The following is a 22,944-nucleotide window of genomic DNA, read 5'->3' as shown; positions in this document are numbered from 1 at the left end:
TTTTAAAGTTGATGCCCACTGAGGTAAGCGATATATAATTCAGCTTGTTTGATGTCATGTCGTGTTTGCAGATAACCTTGTCTTACGGCCATTACCTTTTCCAGGTTGAGGAAATATTCGGCATAGCCGATATCTCCCAGTGTAAAGGATTTCACGGTTTGTTGCTGTAGCTGGTCAGCATTAGGCAACGCATTACCGGTGTAATATTCAAGGCTGTTGCGCAGCTTTACAAACTCCTGCACGGCTTGCCTGTATTGGCTTTTCAGCTGCATCACGCTGTTATCATAAAACAGTCCGGCCGCCTGCTGTTGCTTTTCCTCCGCCCGCACACGTGCTTTCATAGGACCAAGCCACAGCGGCAATGCCAGTCCTACCTGGAAGCCCTGGAAACGGTTGCTGCCAGTGGCCAGCGGTGTGCCGGAAGCATTCAGCCCTGTGCCGATGAGTGACTGGTTAAAATAGCCCACGGTGAGGTCCGGCAGTATGCTGTTGCTGATGACTTTCTTCTGTTTTTCCGCGATGGCAATATCCTGCTTGGCAAACTGCAACTGCGGATTGTCTGCAACTGCCTGAGAGTCTTCCTGTATGCCTGCATTGGCCGTGGGAATAGTGGTACCGGCAATCGTCACCGGAGTGGCGCTGCCCAGCAGCGCTTGCAGCCTCGCCATAAAAATGGTTTCATCGGCCTCGTTCTGTCGCAGCAGGTTGCGTATTTCCTGCACACGTACTTCAGCGGCTGTTTTTTCTATCAACCTGCTTTCGCCGGTTTTATAACGTAAGTCGGCGCTGCGCGAAAAGCTGGTGAACAGGCTGTCCTGGCTGTGGAGCAAGGCGCGTTGTTCGCGCAGGAACAACAACTGCACATATACTTGTTTTACCTGGAACACCAGCTCATTCTGCGTGGCTGCTTTCTGCCATACGGCCTTTTCGGTCTGTGCCTGGCCCAGTGCCTTTTTGGCCCCAAACAAAGTGGGGAACGGCATGCTCTGCGACACGCTGATGTTGTTATCGTTGCGCACATAGCTGTTGTATTGCCCATATTGCAGGGCCACACTTGTCTTAGGCACTTCCCCGCTGGTACGGGTCAGGTCTTTGTAATACGCCACGTTGGCGGAGGCTGACTGTAACCCTTTGTTCTGGGCCAGTGCCAGCTGCACCGCCTGTTCCATCGTGAGCGGCTGTGATTGGGAAAATGCCGCTATGGGAAATAGCAGGCATATGATTATACGGAAATTCATGTGTTACGCTTTTGGAATATTTTTTCAGAATAGATGTACAAGCAGGGCAATACCAGCAAGGTGAGCAAGGTAGAGGTGATCAATCCGCCGATCACCACGGTGGCCAGCGGCCGCTGTACTTCCGCGCCCGCACTGGTGGCCAACGCCATCGGCAGGAAGCCCAGCGACGCCACCATGGCGGTCATCAGTACCGGCCGTAAACGTGTGGCCGTACCCTTTAGTACAATTTCCTGCAAGTCTGTAAGGCCATCTTTTTTGAGCCGGTTAAACTCCCCTATCAGTACAATACCATTAAGCACGGCCACGCCAAACAAGGCAATGAAGCCCACGCCGGCGGAGATGCTGAACGGCATGCCACGCAGCAGCAGTGCAAACACGCCGCCGATGGCCGCCATGGGGATAGCCGTAAAAATGAGCAGCGACTGTTTTACGGAGCTAAAAGTGAAATACAGCAGGGCGAAGATGAGCAACAGCGCTATGGGCACGGCAATGGCTAAACGCGCATTGGCCTCACGCAGGTTCTCAAACTGGCCGCCGTAGCGGATAAAGTATCCTGTCGGCAGTTTCACTTCTTTGCCGATCGCGGCTTCTATATCTTTCACTACGCTGGCGATGTCTCGTCCTCTTACGTTGAAACCAACGATGATACGCCGTTTGGCGTCTTCACGCTGTACCTGGTTAGGCCCGGTGGCCATTTCCACGGTGGCCAGCTGTTGCAGCGGCACCTGGTTGCCGGAAGGTGTGGTGATATAAAGCCCCTGTACGTCCCGGATATCCCGGCGGCTTTGCTGGTCCAGCCTCACTACGAGGTCGAACCGCTTTTCGCCTTCATATACCAGTCCGGCGCTCTGCCCTGCGAAAGCCGTGTTGATGGTTTCATTTACGGTGGCAATGTCCAGTCCGTACTGTGCAATCCGGTCTCTGTTGATCGATACAACGATCTGTTGCAGGCCGCCGATCTGTTCCACGTACAGGTCACGCGCGCCATCGGTACGGCTCACAATACCTCCGATTTTTTGCGCGAGAGATGCCAGCGTAGGCAGGTCTTCCCCAAATATTTTGATGCCCACGTCCTGTCGTACGCCGGAGATCAGTTCATTGAAGCGGAGCTGTATGGGTTGTGAGAAGCCAAAGCTCACACCGGGTATGGCTTCCAGTGCTTCCTGCATTTTATTGGCCAGTTCTTCCCGGCTGGAGGCGCTGGTCCATTCTTTCTTGGGTTTCAACAGGATGGTCAGATCGCAGGCTTCCATCGGCATAGGGTCTGTGGGTATTTCCGCAGCACCGATTTTACCGATCACTTCTTTTACCTCCGGGAATTTTTTCATCAGGATGTCTGACGCTTTGCCCACCTTATCGATGGTTTCTGAGAGAGAGCTGCCGGTAAGCAACCTGGTCTCCACCGCAAAATCACCTTCTTCCAGTGTCGGGATAAACTCCCCGCCCATGCGGCCAAACAGTACCAGTGCCACCCCAAACAACGCCACCGCAATGCTGGTCACGATACCTTTACGGGTCAGTGCCCTGCGGATAACGGGATCGTATATACGATGAAAGAACGCCATGATCCTGTCTGCGATGGTAGGTTTGTCAGATATGCGACGGTTCAGGAACAGCGCCGACATCATCGGCACATAGGTCAGCGACAAAATGAAGGCGCCCAGGATGGCGAAAGACACGGTCTGCGCCATCGGACGGAACATCTTGCCTTCTATGCCTACCAGCGCCAGAATGGGCAGGTATACAATGAGAATGATGATCTCTCCGAAAGCCGCCGAGCTACGGATACGGATAGCAGAGGTATATACTTCCTCATCCATTTCCTCCCGGGTAAGCTTCACCGGCCCTTTGCCCTTCACCCGGCTGACAAGGTGATGCAGCGTGGCTTCCACGATGATCACCGCACCATCCACAATGAGCCCGAAGTCAATAGCCCCAAGGCTCATCAGGTTGCCCGACACACCGAACAATTGCATCATGGCAATGGCAAACAACATCGCCAGCGGTATTACTGACGCTACGATCAAACCCGCACGCAGGTTGCCCAGGAAGAGCACCAGCACAAATATCACGATGAGCGCGCCTTCTACCAGGTTCTTCTCCACGGTGCCAATGGCACGGCCCACAAAGTCGCTGCGGTCGAGGAACGGCTCTATCACCACGCCTTCCGGCAGTGTCTTGCGGATCTGCTCCACCCTTTCTTTCACGGCCTTCACCACCTCGTTGGAGTTCTTGCCTTTCAGCATCATGACGATGCCGCCAACAGCCTCTCCGTCGGCATTACGGGTAAGGGCGCCATAACGGTTGGCACTGCCTATTTGCACCGTACCGATGTCACGCATCAGTATGGGCAGCCCGTTGGGAATGTTTTTCACCACGATGCGCTCAATATCCGCGGTGCTGCCTATCAGGCCTTCGCTGCGGATAAAGTAGGCATTGGGTTTTTTATCGATGTAGGCGCCGCCAGTGTTTTCGTTATTCTTTTGCAGCGCGGTAAACACGTCACTGATGCTGAGATTGTAGCTGCGTAATTTATCAGGGTTGAGCGCTACTTCATACTGTTTCAGCAGGCCGCCGAAGCTGTTCACCTCCGCAATGCCGGGCGTACCCAGCAGTTGCCGCCGCACGTACCAGTCCTGTATGGTACGCAGTTCACGGGCGTCATACTTTTTTTCGTAGCCTTTGGCAGGATGGACAACATACTGATAAATTTCACCCAGACCGGAGGATATCGGCGACATCTCCGGCATGCCGATGCCCGGCGGAATATTGGATTTGGCCTCGCCCAGCTTCTCGTTTACCTGCTGGCGGGCCCAATAGATATCTACGTCATCATGAAATACAATGGTGACCACAGACAGGCCAAAGCGGGAAATGGAACGTACTTCTTTCAGCTCCGGTATCACCGCCATGGTCTGTTCAATCGGGAAGGTGATCAGGCGTTCTACTTCCTGCGCCGCCAGTGAGGGCGACAGGGTGATGACCTGCACCTGGTTATTGGTAATGTCCGGCACCGCGTCTACGGGTAGCCGTGTCAGTGAGAAGATACCCCACACGACCAGTGCAAGCGCGAGTATCCCTACAATAAGCTTGTTTCTGATAGAGAAACGAATGATCTTATCCAGCATAAATAGGTTGGTATGTAGTAAAAAGAGGGTATGGTGGCCGTGCCATGCCATAGGGCATCACATCAGCGCATCATCAGACACAATAAGGACGGGAGATTACAACTGGGGCGGTTGCCAGATGGTGGCGTACAACAATGGCAGCGGTGCTTCCGGTAATACCGGGAATACGATCTGCACCTGACGGTGGGTATATGGTAAATGGATGACCGGCGTTGGTGTTACCTGTACGTTACAGCAACTGCACACACACAGCGGAGAACAAAAATCTGCCGCTGCCTCATGCTGATGCGTATCGGTGGAGGTTATTTCGGCCGACTGATATACAGTTGCCGCCTGGGCGTCGTTGCATGGGATGCAGGACAACACCAGGATATATAGGCTCAACATGTATATCAACCATTTCATATTTACAAATGTAAAACTTAAAAAGAAAAATGCTTCAGGAAAAACTGCATCTCTGTTGCGGGCCAGATGATTTTATATTATGATTTGTTCCTAAATTAGCCCCATGAATTGCCTGATAGTAGACGATAATAAGCTCGCCCGCACAGCCATGAAACAGCTGGCCAGCCATGTGGAACAACTGCATGTGACCGGCGAGTGCAGCAGCGCCATGGAGGCCTACAATCTTATCCAGAAGGAAAAAATCGACCTGCTGCTGCTCGACATCGAAATGCCGGGCATGAGCGGCCTTGAACTGACCCGTAACCTGGGCAAAAAACGGCCGGTCATCATTTTTACTACGGTCAACAAAGACTATGCGGTAGAGGCTTTTGAGCTGAATGTGGCCGATTATCTCATCAAACCGGTGAGCCCTGCCCGCTTTATCCAGGCCATCGAAAAAGCCCGGGAAATCATCGACAGCAACAACCGCGAAATCCAGGTGTCCGACACCGAATTCGTCTTCATCCGCGATAATGGCATCCTTAAAAAAATCCGGACGGAAGATATCCTCTTCCTTGAAGCCATGGGCGACTATGTAAAGCTGTATACTGCACAGAAATTTCACGCCATTCATACTACCCTCAAAGCACTGGAGGAAAAACTGCCTGCCAACAAGTTCATGCGCGTACACCGCTCTTATATGGTGGCGCTGGACAAAATAGAAAGCATCGAAGATGGCAATATCATCATCCAAAAGAACGCTATTCCGGTCGCAGATACCTACAAAGCAGCCCTCAACAATAAATTAAACTTTCTTTAACAGTTTAACGACCATTTCTCCGTTTTGACCGATACCTATTGCCCGTTGAACAATAATTTATATACGCGGACCTTTATTATCGTATTTTGAACCGCCTTTCCTTCAATAGCGTTAATAATGTCATGCAGCCGAAAAGAATAAAATATTACCTGTTAGGCCTGTTTATCACAGGGATGATTTTATTCGTGGTACTGCAATTCAATTCAGCCAAGAATATCCGGAAACTCATATCCGGTAACGAACAGCTGCTACAGGAGCTGAACGTAAAAAACGAAATTCAGAAGCTGCAAACATCTCTCGCTAAAACCGACAGCAAAGTGCGGGGAGCCGTTATTTCACAGGACACCACCCATGTTACCGGCATTGAAATAGAAATAGCCATCATCAAATCCGATCTGAAGGAAATCAATAAAATTGTTAAAAACGACAGCACCGAGAAACTGCTCACCCAACTCAATTACCTGGTGGACGAGAAAAACAGTTTTAACCTGCTGATCCTCGATACCTTCTACAGCAGCGGGAAAAGCGCCGCTGAAAAAATGATCAACAATCAGCGGGGCAAAAGGCTGGGAGAAGCCATCACCGGCATTCTTCACCAGCTGGACACCACGCGGCAAACGGAAGTGAACCGCACCACCCGTCTCATCGATACCAGCGGGCAAAAAGCACAGAGCTGGGGCACCGTGCTGGTGCTCTTTGCGTGTCTGACCAGCCTGCTCGCCTTCCTGTATATCACCAGCCGTATCCACCGGCAGGAACAGCTCATCGAAGCGCTGGATGAATCGCAGCGCCAGGAAAAAAACCTGGCAGCCGTGAAAGACCAGTTCCTGGCCAATATGAGCCATGAGATACGCACGCCCATGAATGCCGTGCTCGGCTTCACCCACCTGCTGCAAGCCCAGCCACTGAATGAGAAATCAAAAGAATATGTTAACGCCATCTCCGGCGCCGGGCATAATCTCCTCGAAATCATCAACGATATCCTTGATCTCTCCAAAATAGAATCCGGTATGATGCGCATTGAGGCTACCTCTTTCAGCCTGCGCGGCGTACTGCATTCCATCGATACCCTCTTCCACGCCAAGGCGGAAGAGAAACACCTGCATCTTAATATTACCATACACGAAGAAGTACCCGACATCCTCTACGGCGATGTTATGCGCCTCACGCAGGTGCTGGTCAACCTTACCAGCAACGCCATTAAGTTCACCGCCGAAGGGGAAGTTGATATACACGTGACCAGAACATGGGCCGAGGATAATAATGTTCGTTTACTCTTCACCGTTAGTGACACCGGTATCGGCATTGAGGCCGCTCAGCTGGACAGTATCTTCGACCGGTTTAACCAGGCAGAAGCCTCTACCACCCGCAAATACGGCGGCACCGGCCTCGGACTGACCATCGTCAAACAATTGATTGAACTGCAAAATGGATTCATCTCTGTGGAAAGCACTCCCGGAAAAGGTACTACGTTCAAAGTAGAACTGCCCTACACGCTGGGAGAAATGATGCCGGAAAACGCAGAGACGTTATATACAGAAAAAGACCAGCTTCCTATTCATCCCAATATCTGGCTACTGGTAGCGGAAGACAACCGTATGAACCAGAACCTGCTGCGTCATCTGCTCAGCAGCTGGCAGTTGCAATACCGGGTGGTCAACAATGGCAAAGAAGCGCTACAGGCACTGGAAAAACAAGTGTTCGACCTCGTGCTCATGGACATACAGATGCCGGAAATGGACGGCTATTCCGCCGTTGCCAAAATCCGGAAAGAAATGCATTCCAATATCCCTGTCATTGCCATGACAGCCCACGCGATGGAAGGAGAACGGGAAAAGTGCCTCCAGATGGGCATGAGCGACTACATCTCCAAACCAATAGATGAAAATACGTTGTACCGCATGATCCAGGTATATACCGGCAAGTTTACTTCCCGGGAGATGCTGCCATCGGCTACCCACGTTCTTGAAAACGGACATTCCCATCTGCTCAGCATGCAATACCTGCGAGAACTCTCCAAAGGTGATAAAGGCTTTGAAAAGAACATGCTGCAACAGTTTGTGACACAGTTGCCAGAAGACCTTGCCATGCTTAAAAATGCGATCAGCATCAATGACCCTGTGAGCATCCGGGCCACCGCGCACAACCTCAAAACAACCGTGTCTTTCACCGGGCTGGAAACACACCTCTATCCTATTCTTGATCAGTTTGAACAGACCGACGAAAATAACTACAACGCAGATACGGCCAATGAACTGTTCTACACCCTGAAACAGCTGTGTTTACAGGCAATACAGGAAGCCATTGACATCACGATTTAACCCGGTCATCCCCCGATACGACCGTTCATTTTTCCTTTTTCAACGACAGTAATAACCAGTTCACCGAAACCTCCTCTCCTTGCGTCGTTACCGGCATTATTTTTACATCACAATACTGAACAAAACATCATTAATCATTTAAAAAGACAATCATCATGAAAAAAGTTATCGCTGCTGCACTGGTACTGAGCATTTCTGCTGCTTCTTTCGCACAGGCTCCTGCTGCTAAACCTGCTAAAAAAGAAAAAGCTAAAACTGAAGCTAAAGCAGAAGCTAAACCAGCTGCTGACACAACTAAGAAAGCTCATCACGATCACAAAAAAGCTGAAGCTAAGCCTGCTGCAAAAAAAGCTGCTTAATTCACCATCATACAGCGTTTGAGTTAAAGAATAGCTCCGGGTAGCCCCGGAGCTATTCTTTTTGATATCTATGGGATTCATATTGTTTAATTATGGGATTCACGGTTTAATATGGGGTTCACGCGTTAATATGGGGTTCACGGTTTAATATGGGATTCACGGTTTAATATGGGATTCACGCGAAACCCAGGGCTAAAGCCCTGGGCTACGATGTTATTCAATTTCTTTCTGGTCAAGAGCCCTGTCATTTACCGCAAATGAATCTATTAGCCTAAAGCTAAAGGCTGGACTACAATATTGGGGCTAATGCTGGAATTGTTTATATATTAATGGATTTTGATGTAAATGAGACCTGAAGCACAACGTAGCCCAGGGCTTCAGCCCTGGGAATATCGAAGGTGATGAAAATACCATCAGCTAAGGGTCATATCATCTATTTTCAGATGTTTATATCTAATTGATCTACAGTTTCTTGCCAGGGTATCGTTTTATTCTCGTTTTGGTATCCTTTACCTATCCTTCACTTATCCTTCTCTCAGCGGTGTATCTGATCCGTTATAAACTGGTACTATCTTCTCTTTCATCAATACAAAAAAAGATCCACCGTTACCGGCGGATCTTTTCTCAATTATAATGTATATGCTATTTACTATTTCAGCGCGTCCAGTTTCTTTTTCACTTCTTCTACTTTCGCGTTCTGGTTTTTGATAGCGTAGATTTTCTGCAGGGCATACAGGCAGCTTTCGTAGGTCTGTTTGTCACCGGCATCGAGGTTGGCGGCTTTAGCAGTGAACGCGGCGTCAGCTTTCTCGAAGAAAGGCAATGCCTGGTTCATAAGGCCTTCTACTTTACCTTGCAGTTCTTTTGCTTTAGGGGAAGTCTGTTGTTTGCTGTCCAGTTCATTCAGTTGTTTGTTGTATACAACTGCTTTGTTGAAATACAGCGCGCCCAGCTGGAAGTTAGCAGTGGCGTCGTTAGCATTCAGTTCCAGTACTTTTTTATAGGCGCCTTCAGCTTTACCGATCAGCTCTTCGTAGTTAGCTGGTTTGGGAGCGTCGTTACCTTTTTCGTCGCGGGGATTAGCGAGGTTGTCTACGCGGATAGCGTAGTCCAGTACAGCGGCTTCGTCTTTAGGATTGTCGGCCATTTTCTTTTCCAGCATGGACAGTAACTCGTTGGTTTTACCGGTTTTGCTGTAGAAAGCCATTTCCATATCATTGAAGCGTTTATCCTTAGGGAATAAAGCTTTACCTTGTTCGATGGTTTTGAGCCAGCTAGCCTGGTCGCCTTTTTCTTCATACAGCTGGCCCAGTACTACGTACAGTGCGGGTTCGCCTTTGAACTGCAGGTCAGCGGCTTTTTTCAGGAAGGTGAGCGCATCATCTTTCTTGTTAGCCTGGTTAGCAGCGTAACCGGTGTAGAAAGTCAGTGCGGTATCGGTAGGGATCGTGGTGCCCAGGTTTTTGCTGTTATAGTATTCAGCGATTTCGAAGGCATGTTTGAAATCCACCAGAGAGGAATCCCATTTCTGTTCGTTCAGGAAACCGTAACCGGCGTTGGCTACAGTAGCGTACACGTTGAACATTGGTCCGCTCATCTCCAGGATGGCTTCTTTCATTTTAGGATCAATTTCCAGTGCTTTTTTGAAAGAGGTATAGGCTTCGAGGGCAAGACCAGCGCTTTTTTGTTTGGTGCCCATGGCTTCGAGGATTTTGCCGTTTACCAGCCAGGTCTTTGCATCGTTTTTGGTCTTGTCGTTCTGTAACGCTGCATCGATATCTGCCTTGGCTTTCTCCAGATCTTGTTTCTTCAGGTTCTCATCTGCGCTGCTTACTTTTGCTCTTTGGGCCATCACCGATACGCCGGCCGTACAAAAGAGAAGAGATACCAATAATTTTTTCATGTCTCTAGTTTTTAGTTGCTGATTACAATAAGAGTATGGTGCTCCCAATAATCCAATACAATCGGACCCATCGTTACCACTAAAGCCGGCTGTACTTTTTTTATCAGGTAGGCAGGAGACACCTTTTGAGGGGCATCTCCTGCCATAAGCGGGTTAAATTTTCAGTTTGCTACGAATACTATTCCTGCGGAGTTTCAGGCTCTTCCGCTACAGTATCCTGTTCAGTGTCAGTGTCTGTGTCGGAAGTGCTGTCGTTGGCTACAGTGCTTTCTTCTCCTTCCAGTACATCTGCGGTTTCTTCTTCCTGCTCGTCGAGGCGGGCCACTGCTGCAATTTCATCAGCGTCGTCCAGGCGGATCAGGCGCACACCTTGTGTGGCACGTCCTGCCTCGCGGATATCGGCCACCGCCATACGGATGGTGATGCCGGATTTACAGGTGATCATCAGGTCGTGTTTCTCTGTCACGTCCAGGATGGCGATCAGGTTACCGGTTTTCTCCGTGATATTGATGGTTTTCACCCCTTTACCACCTCTGTTGGTGATACGGTATTCCTCAATGTTGGTCCGTTTACCGAAACCTTTTTCAGACACCACTAATATCGTTCTTGAGTCGTCGTCTTTGTTTACACAAATCATACCAACTACCTCATCTTTCTCGCTGTCCACTTCAATACCTCTTACGCCGATAGCACCGCGACCGGTGTCACGCACGGTATTTTCCGGGAAGCGGATAGCGCGGCCGCTCTGGATGGCCATCATGATCTGGCTGTCGCCGGTGGTCAGTTTGGCTTCCAGCAGCTCGTCTCCTTCGTTGATGGTGATAGCGTTCACACCATTCTGGCGCGGACGGGAGAATTCTTCCAGCAGTGTCTTTTTGATGATACCTTTTTTGGTACAGAGAACGATATAGTGATTGTTGATATAATCTTTGTCGCCCAGGTCTTTGATATCGATGATCGCACGGATCTTATCATCGCCCGGCAGCTGGATCATGTTCTGGATGGCACGTCCTTTACCGCTCTTCTCGCCTTCCGGTATTTCGTATACTTTCAGCCAGTAGCAGCGTCCTTTTTCTGTAAAGAACAGCATGGTATGGTGCGTGGAGGCCACGAACAGGTGTTCGATGTAGTCCTCGTCGCGGGTCCTGCCGCCGATAGCGCCACGGCCGCCGCGTTTCTGCTGACGGTAGTCGTAGGCAGAGGTACGTTTGATATAACCCAGGTGGGAAATGGTGATCACCACGTCTTCTTCCGCGATGATGTCTTCAATTCTCATTTCGCTGGCGAGGTACTGGATTTCAGTTTTACGTTCGTCACCGAATTTCTTTTTCACCTCTTCCAGTTCATCCTTGATGATCTTCATACGGAGACCTTCGTCATTGAGAATGTCTTTCAACCAGGCGATGAGTTTCATCACCTCGTCATATTCCGCGCGGATCTTATCGCGTTCCATGCCGGTCAGACGTTGCAGACGCAGTTCCAGGATGGCTTTGGACTGTATTTCGGAGAGGCCGAACTGGCTCATCAGCCCTTCCCTGGCCACATCCGGTGTATTGGAAGCGCGGATCAGGGCGATCACTTGGTCCAGGTGGTCCAGTGCGATCAGGTAGCCGGCGAGGATGTGCGCTTTCTCTTCCGCTTTGCGGAGGTCGAAACGGGTCCTTTTTACCACCACTTCGTGACGGAAGTCGATGAACTCCGCCAGCATATCTTTCAGGTTGAGGATACGCGGACGGCCTTTCACCAGGGCTACGTTGTTGATACCGTAGGACGTCTGGAGCTCGGAATATTTATAGAGCTGGTTGATGATCACATTGGAGATAGCCTCCTTCTTCAGATCGATTACAAGGCGCATCCCTTCGCGGTCACTCTCGTCACGTACGTCGGTGATGCCTTCAATGATCTTGTCGTTTACCAGCTGTGCAATTTTCTGGTGCAGGACGGCTTTGTTGATCTGGTAAGGCAGTTCATAGATCACCAGTCTTTCGCGGCCGTTTTTAGCCGTTTCCGCGGTGATTTTACCTCTTACCACTACTCTGCCCCTTCCGGTCTCGAAGCCTTGTTTTACGCCTTCAAAACCATATATAGTGCCACCTGTCGGGAAGTCAGGGGCCTTCACGTGTTTGATCAGTTCTTCGATGGTGATTTCCCGGTTGTCGATATAAGCCACGGCGCCGTCCACTACCTCTGCGAGGTTATGGGGCATAATGTTGGTGGCCATCCCTACCGCGATACCGGAAGCGCCGTTGACCAGCAGGTTCGGAATGCGGGTAGGCAACACCGTGGGTTCTTCCAGGGTGTCGTCGAAGTTGTTGGTAAAATCTACCGTTTCTTTTTCGATGTCTTCCAGCATGGCTTCCGCAATGCGTTGAAGACGGATCTCGGTGTAACGCATCGCAGCGGGCATGTCACCGTCTACGGAACCGAAGTTACCCTGGCCGTCCACCATGGGATAGCGCATGCTCCAGGGCTGGGCCAAACGTACAATGGTGTCGTAGATAGAGGCGTCACCGTGTGGGTGATACTTACCCATTACCTCACCCACAACACGCGCTGACTTCTTGTAAGGCTTGTTGCTGTGGTTGCCCAACTCGTTCATTCCAAATAAAACGCGGCGGTGTACAGGCTTTAAACCATCTCTCACATCTGGCAAGGCACGACCCACGATTACAGACATCGAGTAATCGATGTAGGCCGTCTTCATTTGTTCCTCGATATTAATCTGGACAATTCTCCCTTCCTGCGGATTTTCCGTGTGCTCTGTCATTTTGTGTGTTGATTTACAGTTTTTTCTGCTGAAAACAGATAAGGGCAAATATAGCCATTTCGGCCCTTATTATGGCCTAAAATCGAAGAAATGTGAATAAAAACATCATAGTGTTAATCAATTATATAGCGCAATCGATATATGACTGATTTTTTCCATAACCAACAACCATTTTTTACTTTTCTGCGTTAGTATGTGTAATGGTTTAATTTTACTTTATCTAAAATATGTATAAATAGGGAAATATATCGAAAATTAAATATTGGCAAAGTATTTGTTTTTAATAGACTGATAATCAATAGATCGAATCACCCGAGGTTAGCTTTCGGGCGGGATATGCACCGAAATTTACTGTCAGTTCAAACATTAACATCAAAAATGCTGTTATTCCCCTGATTCTTAACCTTTTCTTAACGAGACTATGAAGAATATTCTGTTGTTTGGGGCCGGAAAATCGGCGACCAGCCTGATCGACTATCTGCTGGCCAATGCACCTAGACAAAAATGGCATATCACGGTGGTGGACCATGACCTGATGCTGATCAAATCCAAAACCGGCAAGTCTTACTATGCCACACCGGCCGCCATCGATATAAAAGACCAGGCGGCCCGGCAGCAGCTGGTACAGGAAACAGACCTTGTCATCTCCCTGCTCCCTCCCCACCTGCATATCACCGTGGCAAAAGACTGCCTCCAGTTCCATAAAAACCTCCTCACCGCTTCCTATATCGACCCTGAAGTACGTAAACTCGAAAAAGACATTGAAAAAGCCGGGCTCCTGTTCATGTACGAAATGGGCCTCGATCCGGGCATTGACCATATGTCTGCCATGAAACTCATTCACTCTATTGAGAAAAAAGGCGGACAGATATTTTCGTTCAAGTCCTACTGCGGCGGCCTCATCTCCCCCGAAAGCCTGGACAATCCATGGCAGTACAAAATCTCCTGGAATGCCCGCAACGTAGTGATGGCCGGGGCTTCCGGCGCCATCTACCGCGAAAAAGGCAAAACCCGCGAAGTGGCGTACGAACAACTCTTTGATCATAACAAAACCATCCAGGTGCCCGGACTGGGAAAACTCGCGTACTATCCCAACCGCGATTCCCTCGGGTACATGGCATCCTATAACCTGGAAAATATAGCCACCTTCATGCGCGCCACACTGCGCTTCCCGGATTTCTGCGAAGGCTGGAACGCCCTGATCAAACTGGGCCTCACCGGCGAAAACGGGAAAATACAGACAGACCATCTCACCTGCTTCGACTGGGCCACAAGGCATATCGAAGGGGCCGACAAACAAGCAGGCCATGAAGAAGTGATGGCCAAATTCCTCAGCGTAAGCAGCAAATCAAAAGTGATCCGTCAGCTGAAATTTCTCGGTCTGCTGAATGGCGACCTGATTAATCTCGGCGAAAAAACAGACGCAGAAATCCTGCAACACCTTGTGGAAGACAAACTGAAGATGGAAGCGTCTGACAAGGACATGATCGTGATGATGCATGAAATAGAATTCGAGCGCCGCAACATGGCCACGCGCATGCACAGCTACATGATCACGCAGGGTGAAGACAATGTACGCACAGCCATGGCCAAAACAGTAGGCCTGCCACTGGGCATCCTCGCCAAACTGCTGCTACAGGAGAAAATAACCCTCACCGGCCTGTGCATCCCCGTGATGCCGGAAATATATAACCCGGTTTTAAAAGAGCTGGAAGAATTTGATATCCGTTTTGAAGAAAGTTTTGAGTAGACGATATGGTTATCCTGTGATAAACACTAACGGAGAAGAAAGGACTAGTGAGAGCTCCCCGACAAAGACGGGGAGCTTTTATTTTTTACAAAAGCGTGAGCAGCTCTGCTACGCCGGCCGTAGCCGGTTTTTCGATACTGATGACGTTATCGTATCCTTCCACAGCAGGCAGCTTTTTATCGATCAGGTACACAGCGGCTTCCGGCCTGATGTAGTTCAGCAGGCTGGCGGCAGGATATACCTGCAAAGAGGTGCCGATCACCACGAAAATATCAGCCCACATCACTTCCCGTACGGCCTGCTCTATCATAGGCACTGCTTCTCCAAACCAAACGATGTGCGGGCGCAGCTGGCCGCCATCTTCGGCGAGGTCGCCCAGGCGGATATCTTCCTGTATGTCGAAGATCATTTCTTCATTTTTCACACTGCGCATTTTGAAGATCTCGCCATGCAGGTGCAGCACACGGGAAGAGCCTCCGCGCTCATGCAGGTCATCGATATTCTGTGTGATCACCCTTACATCGTATTTCGCCTCCAGTTGCGCCAGTCCGGTATGGGCCGCATTGGGTTGCGCATTTTTCACGTCACGGCGACGGCTGTTGTAGAAGTCCAGCACCAGCGCGGGGTTACTCTGCCAGCCTTTGGGGGAGGCGACTTCGTATACATCATAACCTTCCCATAAGCCATCGCTGTCACGGAAAGTCCGGAGTCCACTTTCTGCACTGATGCCAGCTCCGGTCAGCACCACTAATCTTGGTTTCATATGTTTTGTGTCGTTTAAGTGAATCAGGCTGTTGCGAGAGATTTGTTCCTGTTTCTCCAACGCCTTCTGATAAATATAAAGAGAAAAACGGCAACCACCATCAAAGGCCACCAGCCTATTGCATCTATCACGAGGCCCAGTATATTGTTCCAGCCGTTGCGGAGTGCCAGTCCCACCCGGGGAAAGAACCCAGGCGCTTCCGGCGCTGACAGGGCCAGTACCTGGTAATATTCAAGGTGGATGGTACTGTAACTCACCTGGCGGTCCATGTACTGCAACCGTCCTTTAGCCGCTTCAATCTCCTCCCGGATGGACTTCAGCTGTGCTTCCACTTCCAGCACCTCTTTCACGGTACGTGCCTGTTTCAGGATGTCGAGATAACGTTGTTCCGTAGCTACCCTTGTCTTCATGCGGGCGTCCAGGTCTACATATTCCGCTGTTACATCCTGTGAATTGATGCTTTTTTCATCCAGCCGGGACACGCCACTGGTCAGCCTGTCCACACAACTGTCGAAAGCAGCCGCAGGAACTTTTATGTCCAGCTGATTGCGTTTTTCCGTACCATCTCCATGTTGTGTTTCCGCTAAAATATATCCACCGGCCTTACTAACGATACCGGCTACACGTTTTTTAGCGGCCGCAAAATCTTCTACGGAATAAATGATACGGGCAGTCTTGATAATCTTTTGTTCAGCAGCAGGCTGGAAGGAATGTTCGTTGGCAGAAGCGGTTTTTTCGTCGGATAAAGAGCCTTCGGCATCCAGTACTGCGGGCGCGGCTTGATCTTTAGCGATGGCCGGGGCTTCATAAGCGATCGTAGCCGCAGGTTCGGGTTTATGACTACAGGCTGCCAGCAGCCAACAAGCGGAGATAAGGGTTATGTACTTCATCGTGATGGAATTTCCGGTATGATGCAAACAATCCGGAAACTCCATAATCATTTGGCTATTTTTTTATTTGATCATTTGAACATTTATTGAGTCCTCTCAATGCTTAAATGATCAAATAAAAAAATAACCAAATAAAAATCTATTTCATGCCTCCCATTTCCATGATCACATCAAACTGATCTTTGGTAACATCGCATACCGACAGGCGGCCCTGGCGGATCAGCGAGAGGTCGGCAAGTCTTTTTTCTGCTTTCATCTCAGCGAGGGTAACGGGTACCTTCAGCTTTTTGACCGGCTTCAGGTCTACCACCACCCAGTTTGGGTCCGGTGTGGTAGGGTCCTGGTAATGTTCTTTGGCCACTTCAGCGATCCCCACTACGGCGAGGCCTTCATTGCTGTGGTAGAACAGTACCTGGTCGCCTTTTTTCATGGCCTTCAGGTTATTGCGGGCCTGATAGTTGCGGACACCGTCCCAGAAGGTCTTTTTATCTTTTACAAACTGGTCCCACGAATACTTGAAAGGTTCCGATTTGACTAACCAATAATTCATGTGTAAGGTTTTTGGTTTACCATCCACTCGCCAGTACGTCGGCGATGTGCATCACTTTAATAGGAGTACCGTGTTTACGGATATAGCCATCGAGGTGCATCAGACAGGAAAGGTCGGTGGAGATGAGGTAATCGGCGCCGCTGTTGACAGCGTTATTTACTTTCTGTTCGCCCATTCCTATGGAGATAGGTTCAAACTTAACCGAGAAAGTACCGCCAAACCCGCAGCATACTTCACAATCATTCATTTCTTTCAGCTCCAGGCCTTTTACTTTTTCCAGCAGTTTGCGGGGCCCTTCCTTGATACCGCATTCGCGCAGTGCGCCGCAGGCGTCGTGATAAGTGCCTACACCGTTGAGCGTAGCGCCGAGATCAGTTACGTGCAATACGTCTGTGAGGAATTCAGTGAATTCGTAGAGGTTTTTGCGTAACAGTTTCACGTCATTATGGGCAGCGGAATTATCAAACAGTTTACTGTAGTAATTGCGGACGAACCCTGTACAGGAGCCGCTGGGGGCCACGATATAATCGAAGGTCTTGAAGTCTTTGACAAATTTGGTGGCTACTGTTCTGCATTCATCCTGGTAACCGGCATTATAGGCAGGCTGGCCACAGCAGGTCTGCTCCGGGTTATACATCACGTTACATCCCAGCTTCTCCAGTACTTTCACCATATTGAAAGCGGTTTCCGGAAACAGCTGGTCTACGAAACATGGTATAAATAACTGTACATTCATCATAAAATCTTTTAGCGGTTGACCGTTGGTTGTGCAGAGGGCCGGTTACGCCGGGGCTACAAGCTAAGGCCGACAACCATTGGTATGGTGCTAAACTCCTCTCGCCAGGTCTCTTTGTAACGCGATCATCTTCAATGCGGTGATAGCAGCTTCCTCGCCTTTGTGGCCGTGTGCGCCGCCCAGTCTGTCGAGCGCCTGCTGCTCATTATCTACCGTCAATATACCGAATATAACGGGAACAGGCAGCTGAAGGTTCAGTTGCAGGATACCTTCTGTAACTGCTTTGCACACATAATCAAAATGCGGGGTTTCGCCACGGATCACGCAACCGAAAGCAATAATAGCGCCAGGTTGCTGACCGGTGCCTTTGGTGTTTTCCCAATATTGTTTGCAGGCATAAGGCAGTTCAAACGCGCCCGGCACTACGATTTTATTGGTTTTGGACACCTTGTATTGTTGCAGTGATCTTTCGCAACCAGCTACCAGTTCGTTGACGATGGCATCATTCCATTCGGTATACACCATAACAACACTGGCATCCTCCAGGTTGAGAATGCCAGTATCATTTAACAAGCTTTTATTGTAATCAGACATACATTCAATTTGGAATTACGAATGACGAATTGAAAGCTGTTTTACAGATGGTCACTAAGTAAATTCTCCATAAAAGAACTTTCAATTCGTAACTCGTAATTGATTTAGTTCTTCACATCTCCCAGTCTCGCCAGGTACTTGTCCATTTCACGGCCTTCGTTGGTGAGGGGGAATTTTTCCTTGATTTCTTTATAGATAGTGATAGCTTCCTGCGCTTTACCTGTTTTTTCCAGGGCCATACCGGCACGGAACAGGTAAACAGGGGCTGTCAGCTCATTATCATTGTAGTGACCGGCTTTTTTATAAGATTCGATACCTTCAGCGGTTTTGTTGAGCTCCATGTAAGCATCACCGATCAGGCCCAGTGCAGTAGGTTGCAGGAGCAGATCGTCTGAGCTAAAGGATTTCAGCATGTCGATACCTTTCTGATATTCGCCCATACGGATGTAACATACACCAGCGCTGTATTTCGCGAGGTTACCGGCTTTGGTGCCGCCGTATTTGTTTACTACCTGTAAGAAACCGTAGTTATTACCATCGCCATTCAGCGCCAGTTTGAAGGAATCCACTGCAAAGTAGTTCTGTGCGTGGAAGATCATTTCCTGGGCTTTGTTTTCGTTGGGTTGTTTAACGAAACGGTTATAGGCGAAGAAACCGCCTACCCCCACTACTGCTGCCAGCACAGCAATAGTAATGACATTTTTATTTTTAACGAAGAAGTCTTCCGCTTTGTGCATGGACTGTTCCAGGTCAAAATTTGTTGCAGGTTGCGGCGTGGTGGCTTTATCTTTAGTTTCTGCCATTTTAAAAGGTAATTGTGATTGCTTGGTTATTTAATAGGTATCAATGAACAACAGTTAGCTTTCTGCCTTTTGAAAAAGGTAAAAAGCTAACTGCTGCGTACTATTAAGCTTTAGTCAACGATGAAAGGATAATCTTCCTGAACATAAACGTCTTTCAGCAGTTCATCGTCAGACGGCCAGGGGGATTCTTCTGCGAACTGAACGCACTCTTCCACTTCCGCTTTAACACGGTCGTTGATGGCTTCAATTTCAGCTTCAGTAGCCCATTTGTTTTTCTCAATAACGTTCAACACCTGTTGAATCGGATCTTTCTGTTTGTACTCTTCCAGTTCCTCTTTAGTGCGGTATTTAGCAGGGTCGCTCATGGAGTGGCCACGGTAGCGGTAAGTTTTGATTTCCAACAGGGTTGGGCCGCCATTTTCGCGGGCACGTTTTACCGCTCTGTCCACACCTTCGTGCACTGCTTCGCAGCTCATACCGTCGATAGAATCGGCCGGCATTTCGTACGCGTCAGCGAGTTTATAGATATCCAATACGTTAGAAGTACGTTCTACGGAAGTACCCATCGCGTACATGTTGTTCTCACAAATAAAGATCACCGGCAGTTTCCAGGTCATCGCCATGTTAAAGGTTTCATGGAGCATACCCTGACGGGCAGCGCCATCACCGAAGAAACACAGCACCACGTTGTCAGTACCCTGGTACTGCTCCGCCAGCGCCAGACCCGCACCGGTACCAATCTGGGCACCTACGATACCATGTCCGCCAAAGAAGTTGTGCTCTTTGGAGAAGAAGTGCATACTACCTCCCTTACCTTTTGAACATCCGGTTGCTTTACCATACATCTCCGCCATACAAGCCTTGGCAGAAATACCCTTGGCAATTGCCAAAGCATGGTCACGGTACGCGGTGATGAATTTATCTTCCGGTTTCGTCGCAGTCATTGCACCAGCAGCAATTGCCTCCTGACCGATGTACAGGTGACAAAAGCCACGGATTTTTTGCATTCCGTACAATTGGCCTGTCTTTTCTTCAAAGCGGCGCAGCAAAAGCATCAATTCATACCAGTACAGATATGTCTCTTTGGTGAATTTCGTCTTCACGTCTGTTTTAGTTTGCACTCTTTCTAAATTTGTTGGCAAATATAACAGGAAAATCCTAAAATGTAAATATCAAATCCAATTAGTATTAAATTATGCAAATTCATCAATTTCAAACAGTTTTGCATTTAATTGCACTTTATTGTCAGATAAAGGCCCACTGATACGGATCTTTATCAGTTATAAATATTGCAGAATTTGCATATTTTTTTATACACATAATTATTTTCTTTGCTACATATCCGGAAAATATCACTCGTACAGTTTAAAAATTACACCCGGCAGGACTTCCGGTTCGACCAACGGGTGGTAGGCATCACCGGCAGAAACGGCTCCGGTAAGACCAACCTGCTCGATGCCATCTACTACCTCTGCTTCACCCGCAGCTATTTTACCAGCAACGAAAGCCAGAACACCCAGTACCAGACCAATGGTTTCCGCCTCGAAGGTGACTTCGACAAACAGGGCCAACCAGCAAAAATTGTCTGTACGGTGAAAGACGGTAAAAAAGAAATAGCCCTTAACGACGAAAAATACGACCGCTTTTCCCGTCATATCGGACAGTTCCCTGCTGTCATCATCGCACCGGACGATGCGGAAATCATCCTCGGCGGCAGCGAGGAACGCCGCAAATGGCTCGACACCCTTCTCTCCCAGCTCTATCCCGACTACCTCGAGCACCTGATCGCTTACCAGAAAATACTGGTGCAGCGTAACACGCTCCTGAAAAATATGACCGGCACCGGCGAAGAACACAGCCTGCTGGACGTGTTTGATGAACAACTGGTCCACCATGGCATCCCCGTCTTCGAACAACGGCGCGCTTTTCTGACAGGCTTTATTCCACAGGTACAACAGCTGTACGACTACATTGCAGGCACCCACGAGGTGGTGAGCATCCGCTATCAATGCACCTTGCAGGAAGAAGACTATGCGGCCCAACTGCGGGCGGCCCGCTTCAAGGACCTTCAGTTGCAACGGACCTCCACCGGCATTCATCGCGATGATCTGCTGTTCCTGCTCAATGAGCATCCCATGAAAAGCAGTGCCTCACAGGGACAACGCAAAAGTTTTCTCTTTGCCCTGAAACTCGCACAGTTCGAAGTGATCAGACAGTTCAAACAATTTGCGCCCCTGCTCCTGCTCGACGATGTATTTGAAAAACTGGACCAGGACCGTGTCAGCCGCCTCATCTCACTGGTGGCCGGTCCCTCCTATGGCCAGGTCTTCATTACAGACACCCACGCAGAACGCTTGCAGCACAGCTTCGAAGGAACAGGTCAAACGATACAGCTCATCAGCATTTAGTTATTTGGTCATTTTGAAATTTGGTTATTTACAGGGTTCTTTAACGGTGAAGTCTTCGTATTTAATGACAGGCATTGACATGTATACATTTCTAATCAGGAAGAAGCCCCACACACTTGAGAATCCCGTAAATAACCAAATTTCAAAATAATCAAATAACAAAATATTCGTAGCTTTGACGCCATGCGCCACGGAACAACCAGTATCGGAGATGCCCTCCGGGAATTTATGAACAAAAGCCGCCTTAAACCCCGTCTTACTGAAGTTCGCATTCAGGAGAACTGGGAGAAGATCATGGGCAAAACCATTGCGCGCTATACACAAGATGTCCAGCTGATTGAGCAGAAACTCATCATTACAACTTCGGTGGCACCTTTAAAACAGGAATTAACTTATTCCAAAGACAAGATCATCAAACTGGTGAATGAAATGCTGGGGGAAAATGTGGTAAAGGAAGTGATGATCCGGTAGTGACAGTTATCAGTTGGAGGCAAACTGATTGATCAGGCGGTTGATATCAGCGATCTTAAGATTCGTTTGCAGGTTGACCATCAGGAATTCATTGTCTTCCTGTATCAGCATCACCACGTTACCCAATTCATCCTCTTTTCCTTTATTCAGTATGTGCACCAGGTTACCTTTGTCACGTACTTCCATCAGGGTTTCAAAATGATCTTTTGTTTGCAGCCTTTGCATCAGCGTTGCTACGTCTTCGTTGCTAACATTGGCCCCCTGCGGGTTTTCAATGGTATGCACCTTAATCTTACGGACATCTTTTAAGATAGGCCGGAGCTTTTTTACATCTTCATCCCCGCTGGAGAATGACATCACAAAACCCGCCAGGCGCAACGGAAAGCTGCCAACTTTAACACTGATCACATCTGCCTTTCCCCGGTATTTATTACGGAATTCACGCAGCGATCTGTCCTGGGCAAGTACGGTGGAAACACTGGCCAGCAGTAAACAACCACCTAACAATAATTTTTTCATGGTTATTTCTTTTTAAGGTTCTTGAGTTTGTCCATCCCCTGGATGTTGACAGCGTTGGCGATCTGTGATATTTCATTCAGATCAATGTCCCCCACCAGGCTCATGGCCAAAAAATCATTGGTACCACCAACGAGCATAATCAGCTCATTAATGTTTCCCCGGCTGTTTTCCTTCACCATAAACTTCAGGTCACTGTCTTTGTCCCTTACGGTCATCAGTTCCTCAAAGTCACCGGTCAGCAACACCGCGGCCTCCTTGTAAAGCCGTTGTCCGTCTTTCGTGTTGTCTTTAGCCAGAATACGCAATCCTTTCAGCTTCTGTACCACCCTCATCAGGTTTTTGGCATCGGGATCGTTCATATCCAGTTTGGAAAACATGGAGAACATTTTGGGTGTGATACTGACCAGGGTAAAATTCCGGTCGTTTTCGTACTTCTGGAAGAAGCGGTCTATGCTACTCTGCGCAAAGAGGTGCATACTGGCAAAAACCGCTACCAGCAATAAAAGTGAACGTTTCATCTTCTTCTGGATTTTATATCAG

Annotated in this window: 20 protein-coding genes; 6 read left to right on the top strand and 14 right to left on the bottom strand. The window is 48.8% G+C overall.

The window, feature by feature from the left end; all coding sequences use genetic code 11:
• Positions 1 to 2: 2 nt before the first annotated feature.
• From HHL17_RS33420 to HHL17_RS19140, 3 genes are all read right to left on the bottom strand, one after another.
• Positions 3 to 1,238 (bottom strand): TolC family protein, encoded by a 1,236-nt coding sequence (locus tag HHL17_RS33420; RefSeq protein ID WP_206156094.1) that lies wholly within the window; start codon positions 1,236 to 1,238, stop codon positions 3 to 5.
• Positions 1,235 to 4,366 carry an efflux RND transporter permease subunit gene (locus HHL17_RS19145; RefSeq protein ID WP_206156093.1) on the bottom strand — a complete coding sequence of 1,044 codons (3,132 nt, stop codon included), beginning with the start codon at positions 4,364 to 4,366 and terminating at the stop codon, positions 1,235 to 1,237. The genes HHL17_RS33420 and HHL17_RS19145 overlap by 4 nt, the downstream gene beginning before the upstream one ends.
• 96 nt (positions 4,367 to 4,462) lie before the next feature.
• Positions 4,463 to 4,771, bottom strand: coding sequence for a DUF6660 family protein (locus tag HHL17_RS19140; RefSeq protein WP_169226410.1), 309 nt, complete (start codon positions 4,769 to 4,771; stop codon positions 4,463 to 4,465).
• Between the two features lie 103 nt (positions 4,772 to 4,874).
• On the opposite strand from HHL17_RS19140, the gene HHL17_RS19135 reads away from it, so the two are divergent.
• The 3 genes from HHL17_RS19135 (at position 4,875) to HHL17_RS19125 (ending at position 8,250) form a co-directional block, all read left to right on the top strand.
• Positions 4,875 to 5,570, top strand: coding sequence for a LytR/AlgR family response regulator transcription factor (locus tag HHL17_RS19135; protein ID WP_168874242.1), 696 nt, complete (start codon positions 4,875 to 4,877; stop codon positions 5,568 to 5,570).
• 122 nt (positions 5,571 to 5,692) lie between these two features.
• Complete coding sequence (locus HHL17_RS19130; RefSeq protein WP_169226409.1) at positions 5,693 to 7,891, top strand: ATP-binding protein; 2,199 nt, start codon at positions 5,693 to 5,695, stop codon at positions 7,889 to 7,891.
• Positions 7,892 to 8,046: 155 nt separating this feature from the next.
• Entirely contained in the window at positions 8,047 to 8,250 is a 204-nt protein-coding gene (locus tag HHL17_RS19125; protein ID WP_169226408.1) for a hypothetical protein, read from the top strand.
• Between the two features lie 649 nt (positions 8,251 to 8,899).
• On the opposite strand, the gene HHL17_RS19120 is transcribed toward HHL17_RS19125, so the two are convergent.
• Together HHL17_RS19120 and gyrA are read right to left on the bottom strand one after the other, a co-directional pair.
• Positions 8,900 to 10,153, bottom strand: a complete 1,254-nt coding sequence (locus HHL17_RS19120; RefSeq protein ID WP_169226407.1) for a tetratricopeptide repeat protein — start codon at positions 10,151 to 10,153, stop codon at positions 8,900 to 8,902.
• 178 nt (positions 10,154 to 10,331) lie between these two features.
• Positions 10,332 to 12,920 (bottom strand): DNA gyrase subunit A, encoded by a 2,589-nt coding sequence (gene gyrA, locus HHL17_RS19115; protein WP_169226406.1) that lies wholly within the window; start codon positions 12,918 to 12,920, stop codon positions 10,332 to 10,334.
• A 421-nt stretch (positions 12,921 to 13,341) separates the two neighbouring features.
• On the opposite strand from gyrA, the gene HHL17_RS19110 reads away from it, so the two are divergent.
• Positions 13,342 to 14,670 (top strand): saccharopine dehydrogenase C-terminal domain-containing protein, encoded by a 1,329-nt coding sequence (locus HHL17_RS19110; protein ID WP_169226405.1) that lies wholly within the window; start codon positions 13,342 to 13,344, stop codon positions 14,668 to 14,670.
• Between the two features lie 85 nt (positions 14,671 to 14,755).
• Here the strand turns inward: HHL17_RS19110 and HHL17_RS19105 are convergent, their stop codons facing one another.
• The 7 genes from HHL17_RS19105 to pdhA form a co-directional block, all read right to left on the bottom strand.
• The gene (locus tag HHL17_RS19105) at positions 14,756 to 15,433 is read right to left on the bottom strand and encodes an SIR2 family NAD-dependent protein deacylase (protein WP_169226404.1); all 678 of its coding nucleotides are present in this window, start codon (positions 15,431 to 15,433) and stop codon (positions 14,756 to 14,758) included.
• Positions 15,434 to 15,456: 23 nt separating this feature from the next.
• The gene (locus tag HHL17_RS19100) at positions 15,457 to 16,323 is read right to left on the bottom strand and encodes a DUF4349 domain-containing protein (protein WP_169226403.1); all 867 of its coding nucleotides are present in this window, start codon (positions 16,321 to 16,323) and stop codon (positions 15,457 to 15,459) included.
• 139 nt (positions 16,324 to 16,462) lie between these two features.
• Positions 16,463 to 16,873, bottom strand: coding sequence for an EVE domain-containing protein (locus tag HHL17_RS19095; protein WP_169226402.1), 411 nt, complete (start codon positions 16,871 to 16,873; stop codon positions 16,463 to 16,465).
• A 16-nt stretch (positions 16,874 to 16,889) separates the two neighbouring features.
• The gene (locus tag HHL17_RS19090; RefSeq protein ID WP_240975912.1) at positions 16,890 to 17,612 is read right to left on the bottom strand and encodes a (Fe-S)-binding protein; all 723 of its coding nucleotides are present in this window, start codon (positions 17,610 to 17,612) and stop codon (positions 16,890 to 16,892) included.
• Between the two features lie 87 nt (positions 17,613 to 17,699).
• Positions 17,700 to 18,203 carry a 6,7-dimethyl-8-ribityllumazine synthase gene (gene ribH / locus HHL17_RS19085; RefSeq protein ID WP_169226401.1) on the bottom strand — a complete coding sequence of 168 codons (504 nt, stop codon included), beginning with the start codon at positions 18,201 to 18,203 and terminating at the stop codon, positions 17,700 to 17,702.
• A gap of 104 nt (positions 18,204 to 18,307) precedes the next feature.
• The gene (locus HHL17_RS19080; protein ID WP_169226400.1) at positions 18,308 to 19,006 is read right to left on the bottom strand and encodes a tetratricopeptide repeat protein; all 699 of its coding nucleotides are present in this window, start codon (positions 19,004 to 19,006) and stop codon (positions 18,308 to 18,310) included.
• A gap of 110 nt (positions 19,007 to 19,116) precedes the next feature.
• Entirely contained in the window at positions 19,117 to 20,127 is a 1,011-nt protein-coding gene (gene pdhA, locus HHL17_RS19075) for a pyruvate dehydrogenase (acetyl-transferring) E1 component subunit alpha (protein WP_317166580.1), read from the bottom strand.
• 210 nt (positions 20,128 to 20,337) lie between these two features.
• Between pdhA and recF the strand changes: the two genes are divergently transcribed.
• Positions 20,338 to 21,414, top strand: a complete 1,077-nt coding sequence (recF, locus tag HHL17_RS19070; protein WP_169226399.1) for a DNA replication/repair protein RecF — start codon at positions 20,338 to 20,340, stop codon at positions 21,412 to 21,414.
• 183 nt (positions 21,415 to 21,597) lie between these two features.
• Positions 21,598 to 21,885 carry a DUF721 domain-containing protein gene (locus tag HHL17_RS19065; RefSeq protein WP_169226398.1) on the top strand — a complete coding sequence of 96 codons (288 nt, stop codon included), beginning with the start codon at positions 21,598 to 21,600 and terminating at the stop codon, positions 21,883 to 21,885.
• A gap of 9 nt (positions 21,886 to 21,894) precedes the next feature.
• Here HHL17_RS19065 and HHL17_RS19060 read toward each other — a convergent pair whose 3' ends face one another.
• Positions 21,895 to 22,404, bottom strand: a complete 510-nt coding sequence (locus tag HHL17_RS19060; RefSeq protein ID WP_169226397.1) for a DUF4252 domain-containing protein — start codon at positions 22,402 to 22,404, stop codon at positions 21,895 to 21,897.
• A gap of 2 nt (positions 22,405 to 22,406) precedes the next feature.
• Complete coding sequence (locus tag HHL17_RS19055) at positions 22,407 to 22,922, bottom strand: DUF4252 domain-containing protein (protein WP_169226396.1); 516 nt, start codon at positions 22,920 to 22,922, stop codon at positions 22,407 to 22,409.
• Positions 22,923 to 22,944 lie beyond the last annotated feature (22 nt).

It is taken from the genome of Chitinophaga fulva (genome assembly GCF_012927205.1).
GTDB lineage: Bacteria > Bacteroidota > Bacteroidia > Chitinophagales > Chitinophagaceae > Chitinophaga > Chitinophaga fulva.
Note: the sequence above shows the minus strand (reverse complement) of the source record. Positions and strands in the feature narration are given on the sequence as shown.

Coding starts and splice junctions, on each gene's coding strand:
- HHL17_RS19065 (WP_169226398.1), top strand. CDS start 21,598: ATGCGCCACGGAACAACCAGTATCGGAGATGCCCTCCGGGAATTTATG.
- HHL17_RS19140 (WP_169226410.1), bottom strand. CDS start 4,771: ATGAAATGGTTGATATACATGTTGAGCCTATATATCCTGGTGTTGTCC.
- ribH (WP_169226401.1), bottom strand. CDS start 18,203: ATGTCTGATTACAATAAAAGCTTGTTAAATGATACTGGCATTCTCAAC.
- HHL17_RS19110 (WP_169226405.1), top strand. CDS start 13,342: ATGAAGAATATTCTGTTGTTTGGGGCCGGAAAATCGGCGACCAGCCTG.
- HHL17_RS19060 (WP_169226397.1), bottom strand. CDS start 22,404: ATGAAAAAATTATTGTTAGGTGGTTGTTTACTGCTGGCCAGTGTTTCC.
- HHL17_RS19055 (WP_169226396.1), bottom strand. CDS start 22,922: ATGAAACGTTCACTTTTATTGCTGGTAGCGGTTTTTGCCAGTATGCAC.
- HHL17_RS19130 (WP_169226409.1), top strand. CDS start 5,693: ATGCAGCCGAAAAGAATAAAATATTACCTGTTAGGCCTGTTTATCACA.
- HHL17_RS19135 (WP_168874242.1), top strand. CDS start 4,875: ATGAATTGCCTGATAGTAGACGATAATAAGCTCGCCCGCACAGCCATG.
- HHL17_RS19100 (WP_169226403.1), bottom strand. CDS start 16,323: ATGAAGTACATAACCCTTATCTCCGCTTGTTGGCTGCTGGCAGCCTGT.
- gyrA (WP_169226406.1), bottom strand. CDS start 12,920: ATGACAGAGCACACGGAAAATCCGCAGGAAGGGAGAATTGTCCAGATT.
- HHL17_RS19105 (WP_169226404.1), bottom strand. CDS start 15,433: ATGAAACCAAGATTAGTGGTGCTGACCGGAGCTGGCATCAGTGCAGAA.
- HHL17_RS19120 (WP_169226407.1), bottom strand. CDS start 10,153: ATGAAAAAATTATTGGTATCTCTTCTCTTTTGTACGGCCGGCGTATCG.
- HHL17_RS19095 (WP_169226402.1), bottom strand. CDS start 16,873: ATGAATTATTGGTTAGTCAAATCGGAACCTTTCAAGTATTCGTGGGAC.
- HHL17_RS19090 (WP_240975912.1), bottom strand. CDS start 17,612: ATGATGAATGTACAGTTATTTATACCATGTTTCGTAGACCAGCTGTTT.
- HHL17_RS19125 (WP_169226408.1), top strand. CDS start 8,047: ATGAAAAAAGTTATCGCTGCTGCACTGGTACTGAGCATTTCTGCTGCT.
- HHL17_RS19145 (WP_206156093.1), bottom strand. CDS start 4,366: ATGCTGGATAAGATCATTCGTTTCTCTATCAGAAACAAGCTTATTGTA.
- HHL17_RS19080 (WP_169226400.1), bottom strand. CDS start 19,006: ATGGCAGAAACTAAAGATAAAGCCACCACGCCGCAACCTGCAACAAAT.
- HHL17_RS33420 (WP_206156094.1), bottom strand. CDS start 1,238: ATGAATTTCCGTATAATCATATGCCTGCTATTTCCCATAGCGGCATTT.